Source organism: Limosilactobacillus sp., assembly GCF_041859915.1.
Lineage (GTDB): Bacteria > Bacillota > Bacilli > Lactobacillales > Lactobacillaceae > Limosilactobacillus.
Genome location: NZ_JBFLGB010000013.1, coordinates 18,267 through 35,720, shown reverse-complemented (window position 1 = coordinate 35,720; position 17,454 = coordinate 18,267). Strand labels below are relative to the sequence as shown.

Genomic DNA, 17,454 nt, shown 5'->3' with positions numbered 1-17,454 from the left:
TAAGAATTCAAAACCGTGTTCCCGAGCCAGATTAATCCAGTGCTGTGCGATTGTTTTATCTGCCATGCCATATTTTTTGCATAGTTTATATTGGCTGATGCCACCTTGTAAATATTCTTGAACAACTTTGATTTTGAATTGTGTTGAATACTTTGTCATATAAAAAACCACCCTAAAATTGTTAGATTTGTCTAACAATTTTAGGGCAGTTCAAACTCTGGAGGCCTATTTATGTTCTGAAGTAAAATTAAATTCCCTTAAGTTTTCGCCGACGGCCCTCCTGAAGAATGTAAATTGCCAAAATTACGAGGATGATTCCTAAGATTTCGACCCAATTAAGAACCAGGTGGAAGAAAATCACACTCAAAATTGAAGTCACAATTGGCTGAAGGGCATCCATAATACTAACCACGTCTGACGGGGCAAATTTAGTAGCTACCATTAGTAAAACAAAGGGCAAAATGGTTCCGAACAGCACTACCGTCCCCACCGAAGCTATTAACGTTGGTGAAATCCGAGGCGGGTTAATCCAGAAAGGTCGATAAAGGTTAAAGAGCACACCAGCGATCATTGTCCCCCAACCCAGGACAACAATCGGTGGATTCTTGGCTGCCGCCCGTTGGGGTAAAACCACGTATAAGGCAGCCGTGATCCCCGAACCAATTCCCCAAAGTAGGGAGTCAACCGGGATGGCAAGCTTAGTAATATTTCCCCGGGTAATGCTTAACACTACCCCTAGTAGGGCAATTACAAAGGCGATAATATCACTCCGGAAGAGACGGCGATGAAGGAAAATCACTCCACCGAGTACGATAAAGAGTGGTGAAAGGTACTGTAAGATCGTAGCCGCGGAGGCATTTCCTAGCTGAATCGCGTAGTAGAAGGTTAATAGATTAGCCATTAAGCCAAAAATTGCGTAAGAGACCACCGAGATAGTAGTCGCTCGTTCTTTAAAAACCGCAAACGTTCGCTTCCCATAAAGAAAACCACTAAGGATTAACAAAATTACACCAGTAACGATAGTACGTGTTGAAAGCATCCAAGTAGCTGGGATCGCAAGATTTTGTGAAATCAGTTGAAGAACCGTTCCCGAAATTCCCCACATGGTTGAGGCCAAGGCCGCGATTGCAATTCCACGCATAACGTGATGTGATGACGAAGACTTATCCATATGTATTCAATCCTTTCTAAAAGCTATTCACCTAGTTTATAAATTGGTATCTTAGGCCCAGCCGAATGTGGCCCCGCACTACTTGCCCGCTGACCATGCTGAGCATCCCTTCGATTTTCAAATTGCCGTTCGTGTTCATTAATGTCATGTTCAGTCCGCAGGTTTTGTCGAGCCCAGCTTTGGAGGATTCGTTCCATATACTGAAGATTATGGGCGCCGTTTAAGACAGCTTGCCGTAAAGCCAACTTAATCATTGCCGGAGTATAATTATCACGATCTTGCCAATCATTAACGATTTGCAGTTCCATGGCCGATAAGGGACGACCAAATTCACTCTCCAGCATTGCAAAAATTTTTTGCCGAGTATTTTCTTGCTCTTGCTTAGTCGCTTTAGTAACTGTTTGGTTATCAAGATCCACCAGTTTAGTCACTAAGGGCGTGAAATCATAAATGGCATCCTCCTTACCATCTGCCAATTGGCGAACCCGCTGCTCAACCAAACGATTGGTCATCATCTGGTGAAGCTGATTAAAAATTTGGGTCTCAGAGGTCCCTAAGTTTTTAGCAATCAAGCGAACATCAGGATTCATCGTCCCTTGATCCTGGTATGACTTAAATTGCAGGTAAAGAACTAGTTGAGCCGTCGTTAAGCCAATCTGCTTATAATGACGTAACAAGAGATTGCTGACGATCGTTTCCCCAGCTTGTAAGTACCGTTGCAAAGCCTTTTTTTCAGCCAAGATTACCATCCTTTCTTTGACAAACGAAGAGAGGAATCATAACTACTGGTTACAACTCCTCTGATAAGTTACAAGTTATTAATTTGTTGTACATACCGACCATTCTTGAAGTTAACCAGGTCATAGCAAAGCTTACCTTGATGACTACGGTAAGTAACTTCCCAAACTACCTTGCCATTGAAGATTCCCGGCGCAATCTTCATAATTTGGGTAGGGTGACGATTGGCCATGGTCATCGCCCGGACCTGTTGTTCAGTCACTCCGTTTGCCTGCTTAACGACCCGAATACTACCACCATGCTGCGGAACAATTACCAAGATTGGTTGGTTAGATTGGTTGCGACCCGTAATACTATAATAAGTGCTCTCCCGGTTAAAAATATAAAAGTGGCCGGGGGAGTGCAGGTGGGCATATTGCTTAGCCATCGTAACCGTCTGCCGACGAGCCGCTGCCCGTGGCTGGTTAGCAACAGCATAAATGCTCCACCCTACCAATAATAGGATCAAAATTGTTAATAAAATATTGCGAATCGTGCGCAGCGCGGAACCACGATTTTGTTCACGCTGGACCTCACGTCGACTTTGCATGTAATTATTCCCTTCCTATTACCTGACGAAAGAATCGTCAGTAGTCATGTTAATTAATCTTAATAATTATAACAAAAAAGCTTAATTTTGTGGGGAATGGTAATTCTTTTTTAAGAATTTATTTGTCGCTAAAATCAGTTGGTCTGTTGGCAAAATCTTGATTGGCAGATTCTTGGGAAAGCTTTTAAGAATAGTTGATCCGTAACGACGTTGGTAAAGACGGGAATCAAGCACCACGGCAATTCCGTAATCATCAGGCGTTCGAATCAACCGTCCGACTCCCTGCCGCAGACGCATCGTTGCCTTGGGCAAGGCCGATTGGTAAAAGGGATTCTTTCCCTGACGCTTTAAAAGCTCATTCTGGGCTCGCGTCATAACCTCATCTGGAGCATCAAATGGTAATCGCGTCACAATCAAGAGCTCCAAAGCGGCCTTAGGCAGGTCAACTCCCTCCCAAAAACTGGAAGCCCCCAGCAAGATTGCGTGGTGACCGTTAGCAAACTGTTTCAGCAGCTTTTCCCGTCCCCCCGTAATTCCTTGAGCGAGGATATCACGCTGGTCAAACAAGTCGGTTTCACGCAGTTGACTGTAAACCTGCTCAATCATTACTAGCGAATTAAAAAGGATCATCGTCTGACAGTTCGTTTTCTTAGTTAATTGGTAAATGGTTCGACTAAGATAACGAACATAATCAGCATTGTTACGGGCAGTCGGCACCGGTGAATCCTTGGCTACGAACAGACGAGCACGTGTCTGATAGTCAAACGGAGAAGCGAACCGTTTGGCCAAGGTGGATTGACGGTCAAGATCCAGTTGTTGATAAAGATAATGGGATCGTGCCGACGAAAAGAGTGTGGCTCCCGTAAAGAGCGGCTGAGCAAAGTAAGGGTAAACATTTTCAGTTAGGTAATGATTGACCGCAACTAACCCTCCATTGAGCTGCATTGCGCTGCGTTCGCTGGATTGACGAATACGCAGCCAAAAGGTAGCATTCTCACCCTGGTGTTGAAGAGTTCGATTATACTGGTTCAAGGTGTCATCAGCGTCACTTAGCTTAACCATCTGACTTTGGAATTGACTCATCAAGTAACGATCGCTTGGTAGCCACCGCTCGGCTTGCTGGTCAAAGATGTGCTGGAGAGCCGAAAAATGCAACTGTACACTACTCAAAGCTTGCTCCAGGTTCATCATTAAGGGGCCACCAACATCTAGCAGCTCCTCTAATTGATTATTTTCAAGCGGTTGTTCAATCAGTGCGTTTTCACTATTGGTCGTCGTCTGTTGCATGAATTGCCGGTAGAGAGCCTGTTGGAATTGATTGACAGCCTGTTCGATCGCTGTTAAGTCACCCCGCAATAGTTCAACGTTATAGCTTGCCAGGGCATGGTCAGCAAAGACGTCCGTCAGGTTGCGCTCACTGCCGTTATTAACTAGTCCGCTAAGCACATGAATAGCTGTTCGTAAACGTGAAAAATCAAATTGTCGACGAGAACGACGCAAGATATTGTCGCTAAGGTGCTGGGCTTCATCGATAACCAAATATGGTCGTCGTGTCCCATCCCCTAATTCTTGAGCATGAGCAACTAGGTAAGCATGGTTCGTAATAATAATGTTAGCCTGTTTCAGCCGGCGTTCACGTCGCACTAGGAAATCATCATTATAAAATTCACCATCGGGATTTAAGCTTTTAATCCCATGGTGGCGAATTTCCGTAAAGTAAGGTGATTGCTGGGCCGTCAAGTTCAGCTCATCCAAATCACCACTGGTTGTTTCGAGTAACCAAACCAACAGCCGGGCCTTAAAAAGCTGCACTAGTTTAGAATCTTCAACCACACTCAGCGACCGGGCAAATTTAGCGAGGTCAAGATAATGATCATTACCCTTCACCACTACCGCGTTCATTTGAAACGGCAATACTTGGTTGAGCTGGGCCACTGCTTGCTCAGCAATCTGTTGTTGAAGAAGGTTCGTTGCCGTGCTAACAACAATCTGCTTATCGGGGTAGGCAACATAACTTAAGGGGAAAAGATAACCCAGTGTTTTGCCACTGCCTGTGCCCGCTTCAACGATCATGTTCTTTGGCTCGTCATGGGTGTAATTATTATAGATGCTATTCATAATTTTAGCTTGGACCGGTCGCACCGCTAACCGATCACCAAAGAGCTTGGCTTTGGCCCGTTTTGTCGATGGATAACGGGGAGTAGCGGCTGACTTGGCAACCGTTAGTGGACGCTGCTTATGCAAAACTAAGCCATGACTAACGTATAAACCTTCTGTCAACGGTAACGGATGATCAACTCGTCGTGCTAATTCATGATCAAAGACTGTCGCCGTTTGTTGAGGAAGGTCGAGCTTCAATTCAACGATCCGTTCCAAGGTCAGCGTTGGCAAATGCTGAATCCGCTTCAGAAGATCAATTAATAACTGAGCAGTGGCCTCGGCATCCGAAACCGCGCTGTGGGGATGATCATGCTCGATATGCAACGAACTGGTCAAGTCACGTAACCGGAAGCTCTGGGCAGTCGGTAGAAGGATTTGACTCATGGTTACCGTATCAATTGCGGTGATCGATAAAGTTGGATAGCCAGCTCGTTCTAATTCCGCATTCAAAAACGGAAAATCAAAATTAACGTTATGGGCAACAAAAATTGTCCCGGTCAAAAGGCTATAAATTGTTCCGGCAACGTCTTCGAACAAGGGGGCCTTCCGAACGTCCCGATCATGAATACCAGTCAATTGTACAATCGAATGAGGAATCTTTGTTCGTGGATTAACCATCGTGGCAAACCGATTGATAATTTGACCGCTCTGGACTAAAACACAACCGATTTGGATGATTCGGTCACCATGATTGACACTGGTGCCAGTAGTTTCCAAATCGACAACCGAATAAATAGGCGCCTGTTTATCATGCTGTCGGCGTCGTTGTTTTTGTTTATTCACACTTATCACCGAATCTCTTCAATAAATTATTAATCCTCTATTAATGATACACCATTCGAAATTTGTTTGCTGTAGCTAACAATTATTCCGGTTAAATGTTTAGATTTGGTAATGTCTGATGGGAATCCCCTTTCCTAAATTATCATTATAAGCTATGATGGAGAATGGAATTTTTTTAAGAAAGTAGGTTTCAACGTTGAGACAACAGGGGATTGGAGAAAGTCATGCAAAAATAATTTTAATGGGTGAGCATAGTGTTGTTTATGGACAACCAGCTATTGCCCTTCCCCTCCCCGATGTTAAGCTCGTCGTCACTATCAAGGAAGCAAAGGCCGGGCAAATTGTCCAGAGTCGTTATTCCGATTGTGACTGGCAAGCGCTCCCGGAGACGATGCATGGCATTCAAAAATTAATTGCGACACTTGTGAAACGATTTAATGGCCAAGATGATTACTGGCGGCTATCAATTGATAGTCAATTGCCAGCTGAGCGAGGAATGGGTTCTTCCGCCGCAACTGCAATTGCCATCGTCCGGGCATTCTTTAACTACTATGGTCAGCCCCTCGACCGGCCAACACTGTTAAAGTTAGCTGACGTTGAAGAGCAAATTACCCACCGTAGTCCCTCAGGATTAGACGCGGCAACCACCAGTTCCAAAGTTCCCCTTTACTTTATTAAGGGACAAGAAGGAACCCCCATTCCTCTCAACCTACAAGCAACAATGGTAATCGCCGATACAGGAATCAAAGGGGCCACCAAGGAAGCCATCCTGGCTGTTCAAAAGCTACTGCAAACTGCACCTGCAATGGCCCAAAGTCATATTAAACACCTCGGCAAGCTCGTTCAGGCAACTCGTCAATTTCTAGCCAATAATGAAGTTATTAAGTTGGGCACAGCGCTAACAGCTGCTCAGCATGACCTGCAAGCTCTTCAAGTCAGCAACCACCAGCTTGACCACCTAATTAAGGTTGCCAATAATAATGGTGCTCTCGGGGCCAAATTAACCGGTGGTGGTCGTGGCGGTTGCATGTTTGCCATTACCGCTACCGCTTTAGGTGCTCGTAAACTGGCGACTATTCTTAAAGAAAACGGGGCTCATCAGACGTGGATTCAGCCATTGGATAGCCGGGGTGAAGAGTAATGACAACCGCCAAGGCACATACTAACATTGCGCTCATCAAGTATTGGGGCAAGAAGGATCAACAACTAATTATTCCACAAACGGATAGTCTTTCGTTAACCCTTAATGAATTCTACACAACTACCCAAGTTGTTTTTGACCCGACTTTGACCACTGACCAGGTTTCGATCAACCACCACCGATTGACACCAGCTGCTGCACAACGCACTAGTGCCTTCTTAGATTTGGTACGTCAGCGTGCCGGTCGCACTGAATTTGCTCGAGTCAACTCGATTAACCACGTTCCAACTGCTGCCGGATTAGCTTCCTCGGCTTCTGCCTTTGCGGCTCTGGCTGGTGCTGCCAGTGCTGCTGCTGGGATGCAACTTAATCGGCGGGAACTTTCTCGTCTAGCACGCCGGGGCTCTGGATCGGCCACCCGTTCAATTTACGGTGGCCTAGTAGAATGGCATCGGGGTCATGATGACCACAGTTCTTACGCCGAACCAGTCATGGAAAAGCTTGATTTTGGGCTTGAAATGCTTGCAATCATGATCAACACTAAGAAAAAGAAGATTACTAGTAGGCAAGGGATGCAGGCCTCTGTTGCCACCTCACCTTACTATGCTAGCTGGCGACAGGTCGTTGCCAATGACATGCAAGCTATTAAAGCGGCTATTCAGCAGCGTGACATTCCCACTATTGGCCACATCGCTGAAGAAAATGCTCTCCGGATGCATGCCCTTACCCTATCGGCTGATCCGGGCTATTCCTACTTTAATAGTCAAACCCTAACGGCAATGCGCGCTGTTCGAGCATTGCGCAAGCGGGGGATAAAATGCTATTATACGATGGATGCCGGTCCCAATGTCAAAGTGATTTATGACCATCGGGACCGTGAACGTGTCATTGCTGGCTTAAGTCAATATTTTGACCGGTCACAACTGATAGTTTCAGCAGCTGGACCAGGAATTCAAATTTGGGATGAGAAAACAAAAAAGGTACTATTATAGGGGGATTTTGATACTTTGATTACTGAAAAAGCTCCGGGGAAGTTATACATTGCGGGGGAATATGCTGTCGTTGAAAACGGCTATCCCGCAATTTTAGTGGCACTTGACCAATTTGTAACTTGTACAATTACAGAAAGTGCCCGCGAAGTTGGTCAAATCATTAGCAAACAATATGCCAATAACCAATTAAGTTGGCGCCGATTGGGTGATCGAATGGTCGTCGATAAACGGGATAACCCGTTTTCTTATATTCTTTCTGCCATTAAGGTTACGGAAGAATATGCACGCAGCTTTGAACGAGAACTACGAATCTATGATATGCACATCGATAGCCAACTTGATAGTGCCAATGGTCGTAAGTACGGTCTCGGCTCATCAGCCGCCGTTACCGTTGCCACCGTTAAAGCACTGTGTCACTTCTACCATCTCCCGGTCACTAAGGATGAAATCTTTAAGCTCGCTGCCATCGCCCACTTCGCCGTCCAAGGCAATGGTTCTCTTGGTGACGTTGCCGCCTCAGTTTATGGTGGATGGATTTCTTACCATTCATTTGATCGTCAGTGGCTTGCCCAACAGCGAAAATACCTTAACCTAAAAGAATTAATTGACTTACCATGGCCAGACCTAAAAATTGAACCACTAGTAGCACCTAAAGACTTAGAACTTTTGATTGGTTGGACTGGGAAACCCGCTTCTACTTCGCAATTAGTCGATAAGATCTCCCTTTTCAAGGCTCGTCAGCAAGACGAATATCACCGCTTTCTTGATGACAGTAAGGCGTGCATCCAACGAATGGTCGATGGCTTTCATCACCAGGATCTCGAAGTCATCAAGCGAGAAATTCGCTATAACCGTAATCTTCTCAAGCGACTTGGTGCTAATTCAGGTGTGGATATCGAGACACCCGTCCTAAACCGACTCTGCCAAATCGCTGAGAAGTTTGGTGGAGCCGCTAAGACGTCTGGTGCCGGTGGCGGTGATTGTGGAATTGTTGCAATTGATCGTCATGCTAATTTCAAAGGTGTTCTGAAGTCCTGGGCAAAGGAAAAGATCGAGCGTTTACCCCTCTCCGTCCACTTCATCGACGACATTAAATACAGTGTGCAACAACATCTACCGTTATAAGACTAGGTAACGATAATAATCAATCGGGTGGTGACAACCAATCATTATTAATTGCCACCACCCTTTTAGTAACTTAGGAGGAAATTAATGATGGAATCACAACAAGCTAACCGCAAGAATGAACATCTCTCCCTAGCAATTGCCTCCTTTAAGCAGGCACATACCCATCACTACTTTAATCAAATTCGGTTAATTCATAATGCATTACCGGAAATGAGTACCACCGACGTCGATCCCCGGGTTCAATTAGGCCCACATTTGCACCTTGAATGGCCCTTCTACCTAGAAGCAATGACGGGTGGTAGCAACCAAGCCATGAAGGTTAACCGTACTTTAGCCCACCAAGCGGCCCGTCATCACTTAGCAATAGCCACCGGTTCATTAAGCATTGCCATTCGTGAACCGGCGACTCGTCCTTCTTTTACCGTCGTCCGCGAAGAAGACCCTGCAGGCCTTGTCTTTGCAAATTTGAGCGCTGGGACAAGCCTTCAAGCAGCCCAAACGGCAATTAAGCTGCTCCATGCTGACGCCTTAGAGCTCCACCTCAATGCTGCTCAAGAATTAACGATGATGGAAGGCGACCGCAACTTTCATTGGATTGACAATATTAAATGTTTGGTAAAAGCCCTCCCCGTACCAATAATTGTTAAAGAAGTCGGCTTCGGAATGAGTCAACAAACGATTCGGCGTTTATTAGCCGCAGGTGTTCGTTATATCAACATCAGCGGACGGGGAGGTACTAATTTTGCCCTGATTGAAAATCGGCGGAGTCATGGATTAGGATTACCCGAGTTAAATAAGTGGGGACAAACTACGCCTGAATCGTTGCTAGAAGCCCGGGTCATTAAAGATCCTTCACCAACTATCATCGCATCTGGTGGTATCATTAATCCCCTCGACGTAATTAAGGCGGGCGTACTGGGCGCCCAAACGGTTGGCGTCGCCGGTTACTTCTTAAATATTCTTATTCGTCATGGTGAAAATGCATTGGATGAAGAACTCTGTCGTTGGCAAGAAGAAATTCTTCGTCTTCTAACCTTACTTGGCTGCCAACGCTTCACCGATTTATCTCACCGTGTCGATTTTGTACTTCAAGGGGATCTTTATGATTATGCCCGGCAACGAAAATTAATCTAAGATGATTTAGGACTGGAATGGGTTTGTAAAAGTTTTTCCCCAGGTACGCAAAAAAGGTTCGCTAGCACTTGCTAACGAACCTTTTTAATTACTAGAGATCAATTATCTCCTAATAATATTACATGAACATGTGGGCGTAAATTGGAACCAAGATATCCATAGCCAGAGAAATAATCAGAACAGAAACACCGGCCATCGCACCTTGAACTTCACCAAGGGACAGAGCCTTAACGGAACCAACCGTGTGCCCTGCAGAACCTAAACCTAAACCAGTAGCAACTGGTGAAATCTTGTCGAGACGAAGAATCTTGATCAAGAATTCAGCCAAGGCGTAGATAACAACGGCGTTAAGGATACATGCCATCGCAGTAACAGCTGGAACACCATGAACACCGGCAGCGATAGGCATAGCAACGGCGGTAGTGGCAGCCTGTGGCAGCATTGAAGCCGTTGAAGCAGCAGAAAGGCCGAACAGCTTACTTACAAGTTGAATCAGGAACAGTGAAATAAATCCACCGACGAAGCAGATTACGATAATATCGAACCAGTACTTCTTGAAAATGTTGTTAACCTTGTAAACAGGAATGGCAAAGGCCATCGTAGCTGGGTTCAAGAACCAGAAAATCATGTTACCACCTGGCAGGTAGTACTTGGTGTAAACCGCAGCAGTCGTGGAACCAGTACTCTTAGCCCAAATGGCCAAAACAACAATTCCTAATACCATTCCGACAAGCAGTGGGTTAAATAGGAAGAACCCATTACTAATCTTGGATAACCACATACCAATAAGATAAACAATTAATGAAATGAAAATACCAGTGAATGGTAATGCTAGATTAGTCATAATTGTAGCTGACATAATAATTGGCCCCCCTTAGTCTTTGTCCTTGTTACCAGTAATCTTGTGGTGAATGCTCATAACCAAAGCACCAACGTAGGCAATTACAACCAAGAGGATGATCGTAGCAATAATGATTACACAAACATCTTGGATACCTTCCCGACGCATGATGTCCAGGTGATCAGCTAACTGAATTCCTGATGGAACGAACAGGAATGCAATAAGACCGATCATAAAGGTACCAAACTTTTCAACTTGGTGTAGCTTTACAATGTGACATGCCAGCAAGATGTAAAGTAGAACCATCCCAATTAAAGGAGTTGGTACAACGAAACTTGCTGGGAACAGATCAGAGATCAGTTGAGAAACAAACAGAATAGCAGCGAAGATTCCCATTTGAACATAAATGTTGGAAGCTTCTGGCTTTTTATCCTTCTTGTCCATAATATATTCCCTCCCACAGAAATAAACTTTGAATAATTGCTAGACATTGCAATCACAATTGCAATCTCATTACAACTGTAATGATAACGCAATATTTCAACTTTGTGCGGGATTTAACAATGAAATAGCATAAATTAAGGATAAGTTGCCCTCATTGCACTATGAGATGCCCTTAATTTTGTTCAGCTAACAACAAATTAAATTTTCTATATGCCCTAACACCTTCAAGTTTCATACCATTAAGTGTATTTAGCAAATAAACAATTCTTCTTATACAAAAGCAATTCACAAATTAAACAATTGTGAATTGCTTTCCTACTTTATATTTAATTTTTACTACATCCCCAATGCCTGCTTAACTTTGGCGACATAAGACCGACTAACCGGAATCTTGCTGCCATCCTTAAGGGTTAATTCATAGGTGTGATTAAAACTCGGTTCTAATTCGCTGACCATGTTCAAATTAACGGCAAAGCTACGATGAACCCGAATAAATTGCGCCGGATCGAGTTGCTTCAACAAGCTAGTTAAAGACTGCTTGCTGCTGATCTGGTGGCCACCTTGTACTGAGGCCACCGTTTCTCCACCCTGGGTTTGAATATAAAGAATTGATGCTTTCTGAATGACAATGGTTCGATCATCGTTGGTTAACGATAACCGGGGATTAGTCTGCTGCGCCTGCTCACGCTTAGCAACTGGTTCCTTCCCCGTCGAAGAAGAAATGATCTTCTGAACACGACTAATAGCATCATTAACCTGATCTTGGGAGAATGGTTTTAGAATATAATCAATTGCATCAGCCTTAAACGCATCTAAGGCGTACTGATCATAAGCGGTCGCAAAGACGATGTAAGGGTGCTTTGGTAGGTCTTTAAGGCTTTCTGCCAAGGCCATCCCACTGCCATCAGTTAACTGAATATCTAAAAACATTAATTGTGGATGTTGTTCAGCCACTATCTGCTGGGCTTCATTTACCCCATCGGCTTCGTACACCGCTTCTACATTAGGATTCTGTCCCACCAGATAGTGCAGTTCCTCCCGCGCCAGTGGTTCATCATCAACAATTAACACCTTCATAACTATGATTCCCCTTTCGTTGTGAGTGGAATTGAAATAGTAACCGTTGTTCCATTTTTACCAGTAGCAAAATCAAGTTGACTACGCTCATCATAAAGACCAACCAAGCGTTGGTTTAAGTTTTGAAGGGCCGTCCCAGTTCCATGAGCGGATGGAACCGCCTCCTGACCCAATTTAGCTAGAATACGAGGATCAATCCCTATCCCGTTATCGGCCACCACAATGTGCAAACGGTCATTCACCCGGGTCAAGTTAATATTAACAACGTTACCATGGCGACGCTTACCAAAAGCGTGCTTGAGGGCATTTTCCACCAGTACTTGGATGGTAAACGGTGGCAGGAGGACATCATCACTGACCGCACTATGGAAGTTGACCAGGTAGCGATCAGGGAAGCGGGTTTGCTCTAACATCAAATAGGCGTGTACCTGCTCCATCTCCTGGGCTAGGGTAATTTTCGTTGATCGGGCGCCGATTAAGTTTGAGCGAAAGTAGGTCGACAGTTGCAACAATAATTGGCGAGCCTTTTTAGCATCAATCCGCATCATCGCGCTGATCGTGTTGATCGCATTAAAGAAAAAATGCGGGTTGACTTGGGCCTGAAGTGATTTGATCTCGGCATCCCGGACCAATTTAGACTGCATCTCCGCCTGGCCCAAAGCAATCTGACTGGCGAAGATCTCCCCTAAACCGGTTCCCAATTGAATTTCCACCGGAGTCAGCCGCCACGATTGGGTATAGTACATCTTCAGTGTCCCAATGACCTTATTCTTAACTCGTAGCGGCACCACGATTGCCGCCTCCAAGGGACAATTAGGATGGGTACAACCAATCTGCTCCTTGGTGCGGGCAACATGAACCTGGCCACTACGAATGACAATTTCGGACAAGTGGGTCAGCATCATTTTTCCCGGAATGTGATGGTCACTACCGGCGCCAACATGGGCCAGGATGTTCTGACGATCGGTAATGCTGACGGCATCGAAGTTAGTATGCCGCCGAATTGCCTCCACCACTTGCTGAGCCGATTTCATGTTCAGACCATTACGTAAAAACGGAAGAGTTTCCTTCGTTAATTGAAGAACCGAATGGGTCTGAGTTGCCCGCGTTTCTTCTTCCTGCCGCAGGTACATCGCAATAATCGACAAGAAGATCGACGTTCCAAGCGAATTGATCAGAATCATCGGTAAAGCAATGTAATGCACTAAGGTCCAGCCGGTTGGGCTAAAAAGAAAAACAAAAACCATTTGGATAGTTTCCATGACTAGGCCGACCAAGAAACCATGCCCGGGTGTCATGACCGTCATCGGATCACGACGGTCATTGTAAAGATAACCCGACAAAAGGCCAATTAAGACCGAACTTGGCACATAAAACCAGGCTTCGGGCGCCATTCCGCCTAAAATTACCCGGTGCAGGCCGGCAATCAGGCCAACGCTTCCCCCTACCCAAGGTCCGCCAATGATTCCGGCTACTGAGACAGCCAAGATACGAGCATTGACGATTGAGTAATTTGGCGAGATGGCCGTCAAAAGGATCTTATTATGCAACTGGTTAGCCGGATCAATTTCAATTCCGGTTGCATTAGCGATAATTGCAAAAATGGCGAAAATAATCGCGAGCTGAACCTTGTCTAGCCAATTTTCCGAAAAGAGTAAGCGACGGAAGGCAGGAATATTAACCAGCAGGAAGGCCAAGATAATTACAATGCCGACCCGCTCGATCATCAAGATTGTCAGATAAAACATAACCGCCGAACCGCCTTATTGCTGAGTACCAGTATTGATAACCGGCTGGGTACCCCGTTCACTGATGATGGCAACCATAATATTATTGATGATTTGCAATCGTTGCTCGTCGGTCAAATTAAGGTGAGCCTCTTTTGCCAGACGATCAATGGCATCTTCGGTGATCGAAACGGCCCCTTCAACAATGATCTTTCGAGCCGACAGAATAGCCGCGGACTGCTGCTTCTGCAACATTGCACTGGCAATTTCGGTAGCATAGGCCAGGTGGGTCAACCGAGTTTCAATAATCTTAACCCCGGCGACATTTAACCGGTCTTGGAGCTCCGCCGTCAGTTTGTCAGAAACCTCGGTTGGATTAGAACGCAATGTCAAAGCCTTCTCATCCTCAAAGGTATCGTATGGGTATTCACTGGCAACGTGACGGATTGCCGACTCACTCTGGATCTGCACAAATTGTTCATAATCATCAACCGCGAAAAGGGCCTTGGCGGTATCAACGACCTTGTAGACAATCACGGCCGCAATTTCGACTGGGTTCCCCTTCGAATCATTAACCTTTAGAATTTGACTATTAAAATTGGCGACCCGCAACGAAACCTCCTGCTTATCAGTAAAAGGCACCGTCATGAATAAGCCAGAATCACGGATCGTTCCAATGTAGTTCCCGAAGAAGGTCAGGGCTTTAGCTTCGTTAGGTTGAATAATCGTTAACGAGGTCGAGAAGATAGTCACTACCACTAGAACAATTGCTCCAAAGATAATGATCCCTGTCTGCCGACTGCGGTAACCATGGTAGACCAGCCAGCAACCCAACAGGGCACCAGCAATCGCTACTAACAGTCCTAAATAACCATTTACATGAAATGCATTTTTTTCTTTCATTGATTAAATTTCCTCCCTAAAAGCGCAATCCCTTTGGATAGAAATTCTTAATGGTCGTACCAACTAGTTTACCAAATCCAGTGGCATGCCCATCACAAGTCAACAGATACCACCCATTAGCTTGGGAATGGTCAAGCTTAATGACGTCACCATGAACGTATTGTCGCCACTGGTCCGGAGTTAGTTTTAAGACATGCTGGCAAGACTGTGGATCCAGTACCAACGCCCAAGCCAGGGCTGGTTCAAACCGGTTCTTCTTGAACACCCCGAGATGCAGGCCCGGTCGCAACACCGTCATCCCCGTCAAATCAGGCATTCCTGCCGGCAGGTTATATAGCTGATCACCAAAAGTTACTAGGTGATCCATTGGTTCGTTAGGAGCGAGCCAATCTCGAATCTGGTTAACCTCAGTCCGTGCCTGCTTATTAAGTTGGTTTTGTTGACGGTTCTTTTTCTTGCGCCGGTGTTTTTTGTGTTTTACTGGACGAGCGGGCGTCATCGTTGATTCTCCATTTTGCAGCTTTGCGATGAAATGTCCCTCCCCTTTAATATGGTGGGGGAAAAGACGAACCGCTTGACGAAGGGCGGGATTACCATCTGCCCAGTTCGGACGCCCATCATCCATTCCTGGATATTTCTTAATCGGTAACATTCTTAGTGCAGGATAGTTCTTTAGCAACCAAGCAATATTTTGCTCATCTTCTTCTGGGGAAAAGGTGCAGGTCGAATAAACTAACACCCCACCCGGCTTCAACATCTTAAGAGCCGAGGCAAGAATCTTTCTTTGGCGGTTCGCACATTCAGCCGGGTAGTCAGGATTCCAATATTCCATCCCGGCCGGTTCTTTGCGAAACATTCCTTCACCTGAACATGGGGCGTCAACTAGGATACGGTCAAAAAAGTGAGAGAATTGGTCCTCCAATTCAGCCGGGCTTTCATTCATCACCATGGCACTACGGGTTCCCCAGCGCTCTAGGTTTTCAGCCAAGACCTGTGCCCGCTTGCGGAAGATTTCATTAGCCACTAGCAGACCCTGGTCTTTCATTTTAGCGATCAGATGGGTCGTTTTCCCTCCTGGTGCAGCGCAGAGATCAAGGACTCGTTCACCAGGCTGGGGGTTCACCACTTCACCGACATACATGGCTGACGGTTCCTGACTGTAAATGGCACCGGTGACGTGATCAAGTGACTTGCCATCAACACTACCATAATAACCCCCTGGTACATAGGGAACCGGGCCTTGGGCTACCTTAATCGTTGCCAGCGGGGCGGGCTTTAAGGGATTAACCCGAAAGCCGCTTTGACTGGGTTGGTCAAAACTAGCCAAAAAAGCCGGTGCTTCATCCCCTAACAAACGTTGGTACTTTGTAATAAATTCCGCTGGTAATTGCACATTTTTCACTCCCTTTAATCATTTCCTATTGTACCCTAAAAGTATAGGAAGAAAAATACTTCGTTTTAGTATCGAAGGTAAATTAATTAACTTTTGCCTCACAACTGCGTATAATGTTAATTCAACAATCCATTTTAGGAAGTGAACACTAATTGAATCAATACTTAATTGCCATTGACCTTGATGGGACCACCCTCAATAACCAATCTCAATTAACCGCTGAAACCATCAAGACACTGCGCGCCGCTGCTGCCGATGGTCACATTGTCAGCATTATTACCGGTCGGCCATACCGGATTGCCCGACGTATTTATGATCAAATCGGTATCAAAACCCCGATGGTTAATTTCAACGGGGCCCTCACTCATATTTCCCACCAACACTGGGATAAGGAATATGACGTTGAATTGACGCAAGAGATTGCGCTTGACCTCCTGGCCCAACACCAGAAGTTAGGAATTGAAACTTTGACCGTGGAAAATAAGCTCCACGTCTGGGCTAACCACGCCAGTAATCACCTGCCAGAATTTCTCCCTAATCGTCTTCGGCCCAGTCAAGTGCTTAACGCCGCTAACCTTGCCGGTAACCCGCTCGCAATGACTATCGAATACCAGCCTGATCATAAACAAGATATTATCAAGGCCGTCAATGAAAAATATGGTGATTTTGTCGAGCCACGGGTCTGGGGTGGCCCTTACCACATTCTAGAATTGGTCCACCGTGGTATCCACAAGGAATCGGGGATGTTTTACATCGCAAAACAATATAATATTAGTAAAAATAATATCATTGCCTTCGGGGATGAACACAACGACCAAGAAATGTTAGACGCAGCGGGACGGGGTGTCGCCATGCGTAATGCCATCCCATCCATTAAAAAAATTGCCGACGATGTTACCAGCGTCGACAATGATCATAATGGACTAGCCAAATATCTTCAGGCTTATTTTAAGCTAAGGGTTTAATGAAATACTAAAATTTTAATTATGTAGGCCACCACGACAATTACAAAAAGAATTGTAATCATCAAGGTCGTCGTCCGATGCTGCTCAGCCACGTGGCCATTAGTAATTAGCATTAAACAGCCGCCACAGGCCAGGATAACACCAAGGGTGATTGTAGCTAATCGAGTGGAGCCACTGAGGGCGAAAGCGGCCGCAATTACAATTATTCCAATGATAGCTAATAAGAGCGAGATCTTTTGACGCATGAGCTTATTCCCTTCTATATTTA

At 45.3% G+C, this 17,454-nt stretch carries 17 protein-coding genes; 5 read left to right on the top strand and 12 right to left on the bottom strand.

The genetic code is table 11. From position 1 onward, the window contains the following. The 5 genes from ACEYV4_RS03410 to ACEYV4_RS03390 all read right to left on the bottom strand — a co-directional run. Positions 1-159 (bottom strand): transposase (locus tag ACEYV4_RS03410; RefSeq protein WP_373842035.1); only part of this gene is annotated, 159 nt, incomplete at its 3' end. An 88-nt stretch (positions 160-247) separates the two neighbouring features. Next, positions 248-1,171, bottom strand: a complete 924-nt coding sequence (locus ACEYV4_RS03405; protein ID WP_373842034.1) for a DMT family transporter — start codon at positions 1,169-1,171, stop codon at positions 248-250. 23 nt (positions 1,172-1,194) lie between these two features. Then, the gene (locus ACEYV4_RS03400) at positions 1,195-1,911 is read right to left on the bottom strand and encodes a DnaD domain protein (protein WP_373842033.1); all 717 of its coding nucleotides are present in this window, start codon (positions 1,909-1,911) and stop codon (positions 1,195-1,197) included. 68 nt (positions 1,912-1,979) lie between these two features. Continuing rightward, positions 1,980-2,498 carry a DUF5590 domain-containing protein gene (locus ACEYV4_RS03395; protein WP_373842032.1) on the bottom strand — a complete coding sequence of 173 codons (519 nt, stop codon included), beginning with the start codon at positions 2,496-2,498 and terminating at the stop codon, positions 1,980-1,982. Positions 2,499-2,579: 81 nt separating this feature from the next. Beyond that, on the bottom strand, positions 2,580-5,450 hold the full coding sequence (locus tag ACEYV4_RS03390; protein WP_373842031.1) for a helicase C-terminal domain-containing protein: 2,871 nt from the start codon (positions 5,448-5,450) through the stop codon (positions 2,580-2,582). Between the two features lie 232 nt (positions 5,451-5,682). Between ACEYV4_RS03390 and mvk the strand changes: the two genes are divergently transcribed. The 4 genes from mvk to fni all read left to right on the top strand — a co-directional run bounded on the left by mvk (position 5,683) and on the right by fni (position 9,836). After that, positions 5,683-6,582, top strand: coding sequence for a mevalonate kinase (gene mvk, locus ACEYV4_RS03385; protein ID WP_373842030.1), 900 nt, complete (start codon positions 5,683-5,685; stop codon positions 6,580-6,582). After that, entirely contained in the window at positions 6,582-7,574 is a 993-nt protein-coding gene (gene mvaD / locus ACEYV4_RS03380; RefSeq protein WP_373842029.1) for a diphosphomevalonate decarboxylase, read from the top strand. Before mvk ends, mvaD begins: the two co-directional genes overlap by 1 nt. Positions 7,575-7,589: 15 nt before the next feature. Further along, a complete protein-coding gene (locus ACEYV4_RS03375) occupies positions 7,590-8,699 on the top strand; it encodes a phosphomevalonate kinase (protein WP_373842028.1) in 1,110 nt (369 codons plus the stop codon). Between the two features lie 87 nt (positions 8,700-8,786). Then, the gene (gene fni, locus ACEYV4_RS03370; RefSeq protein WP_373842027.1) at positions 8,787-9,836 is read left to right on the top strand and encodes a type 2 isopentenyl-diphosphate Delta-isomerase; all 1,050 of its coding nucleotides are present in this window, start codon (positions 8,787-8,789) and stop codon (positions 9,834-9,836) included. 118 nt (positions 9,837-9,954) lie between these two features. Here the strand turns inward: fni and ACEYV4_RS03365 are convergent, their stop codons facing one another. From ACEYV4_RS03365 to ACEYV4_RS03340, 6 genes are all read right to left on the bottom strand, one after another. Beyond that, complete coding sequence (locus tag ACEYV4_RS03365; RefSeq protein ID WP_373842026.1) at positions 9,955-10,695, bottom strand: LrgB family protein; 741 nt, start codon at positions 10,693-10,695, stop codon at positions 9,955-9,957. Positions 10,696-10,710: 15 nt separating this feature from the next. Further along, positions 10,711-11,121, bottom strand: coding sequence for a CidA/LrgA family protein (locus ACEYV4_RS03360; RefSeq protein ID WP_373842025.1), 411 nt, complete (start codon positions 11,119-11,121; stop codon positions 10,711-10,713). A 336-nt stretch (positions 11,122-11,457) separates the two neighbouring features. Continuing rightward, entirely contained in the window at positions 11,458-12,198 is a 741-nt protein-coding gene (locus ACEYV4_RS03355) for a LytR/AlgR family response regulator transcription factor (protein WP_373842024.1), read from the bottom strand. A 2-nt stretch (positions 12,199-12,200) separates the two neighbouring features. Beyond that, positions 12,201-13,946 carry a LytS/YhcK type 5TM receptor domain-containing protein gene (locus ACEYV4_RS03350; RefSeq protein WP_373842023.1) on the bottom strand — a complete coding sequence of 582 codons (1,746 nt, stop codon included), beginning with the start codon at positions 13,944-13,946 and terminating at the stop codon, positions 12,201-12,203. A 15-nt stretch (positions 13,947-13,961) separates the two neighbouring features. Beyond that, positions 13,962-14,828: an SPFH domain-containing protein gene (locus ACEYV4_RS03345; protein WP_373842022.1), complete on the bottom strand. Its 867-nt coding sequence runs from the start codon at positions 14,826-14,828 to the stop codon at positions 13,962-13,964. Positions 14,829-14,844: 16 nt separating this feature from the next. Next, positions 14,845-16,221, bottom strand: a complete 1,377-nt coding sequence (locus tag ACEYV4_RS03340) for an RsmB/NOP family class I SAM-dependent RNA methyltransferase (protein ID WP_373842021.1) — start codon at positions 16,219-16,221, stop codon at positions 14,845-14,847. A gap of 152 nt (positions 16,222-16,373) precedes the next feature. On the opposite strand from ACEYV4_RS03340, the gene ACEYV4_RS03335 reads away from it, so the two are divergent. Further along, on the top strand, positions 16,374-17,186 hold the full coding sequence (locus ACEYV4_RS03335; protein ID WP_373842020.1) for a Cof-type HAD-IIB family hydrolase: 813 nt from the start codon (positions 16,374-16,376) through the stop codon (positions 17,184-17,186). Here ACEYV4_RS03335 and ACEYV4_RS03330 read toward each other — a convergent pair. Continuing rightward, entirely contained in the window at positions 17,183-17,431 is a 249-nt protein-coding gene (locus ACEYV4_RS03330) for a hypothetical protein (protein WP_373842019.1), read from the bottom strand. The genes ACEYV4_RS03335 and ACEYV4_RS03330 overlap by 4 nt on opposite strands. Between the last annotated feature and the right edge of the window lie 23 nt (positions 17,432-17,454).

Coding starts and splice junctions, on each gene's coding strand:
- ACEYV4_RS03395 (WP_373842032.1), bottom strand. CDS start 2,498: ATGCAAAGTCGACGTGAGGTCCAGCGTGAACAAAATCGTGGTTCCGCG.
- mvaD (WP_373842029.1), top strand. CDS start 6,582: ATGACAACCGCCAAGGCACATACTAACATTGCGCTCATCAAGTATTGG.
- ACEYV4_RS03405 (WP_373842034.1), bottom strand. CDS start 1,171: ATGGATAAGTCTTCGTCATCACATCACGTTATGCGTGGAATTGCAATC.
- ACEYV4_RS03365 (WP_373842026.1), bottom strand. CDS start 10,695: ATGTCAGCTACAATTATGACTAATCTAGCATTACCATTCACTGGTATT.
- ACEYV4_RS03355 (WP_373842024.1), bottom strand. CDS start 12,198: ATGAAGGTGTTAATTGTTGATGATGAACCACTGGCGCGGGAGGAACTG.
- mvk (WP_373842030.1), top strand. CDS start 5,683: ATGGGTGAGCATAGTGTTGTTTATGGACAACCAGCTATTGCCCTTCCC.
- ACEYV4_RS03330 (WP_373842019.1), bottom strand. CDS start 17,431: ATGCGTCAAAAGATCTCGCTCTTATTAGCTATCATTGGAATAATTGTA.
- ACEYV4_RS03360 (WP_373842025.1), bottom strand. CDS start 11,121: ATGGACAAGAAGGATAAAAAGCCAGAAGCTTCCAACATTTATGTTCAA.
- ACEYV4_RS03350 (WP_373842023.1), bottom strand. CDS start 13,946: ATGTTTTATCTGACAATCTTGATGATCGAGCGGGTCGGCATTGTAATT.
- fni (WP_373842027.1), top strand. CDS start 8,787: ATGATGGAATCACAACAAGCTAACCGCAAGAATGAACATCTCTCCCTA.
- ACEYV4_RS03345 (WP_373842022.1), bottom strand. CDS start 14,828: ATGAAAGAAAAAAATGCATTTCATGTAAATGGTTATTTAGGACTGTTA.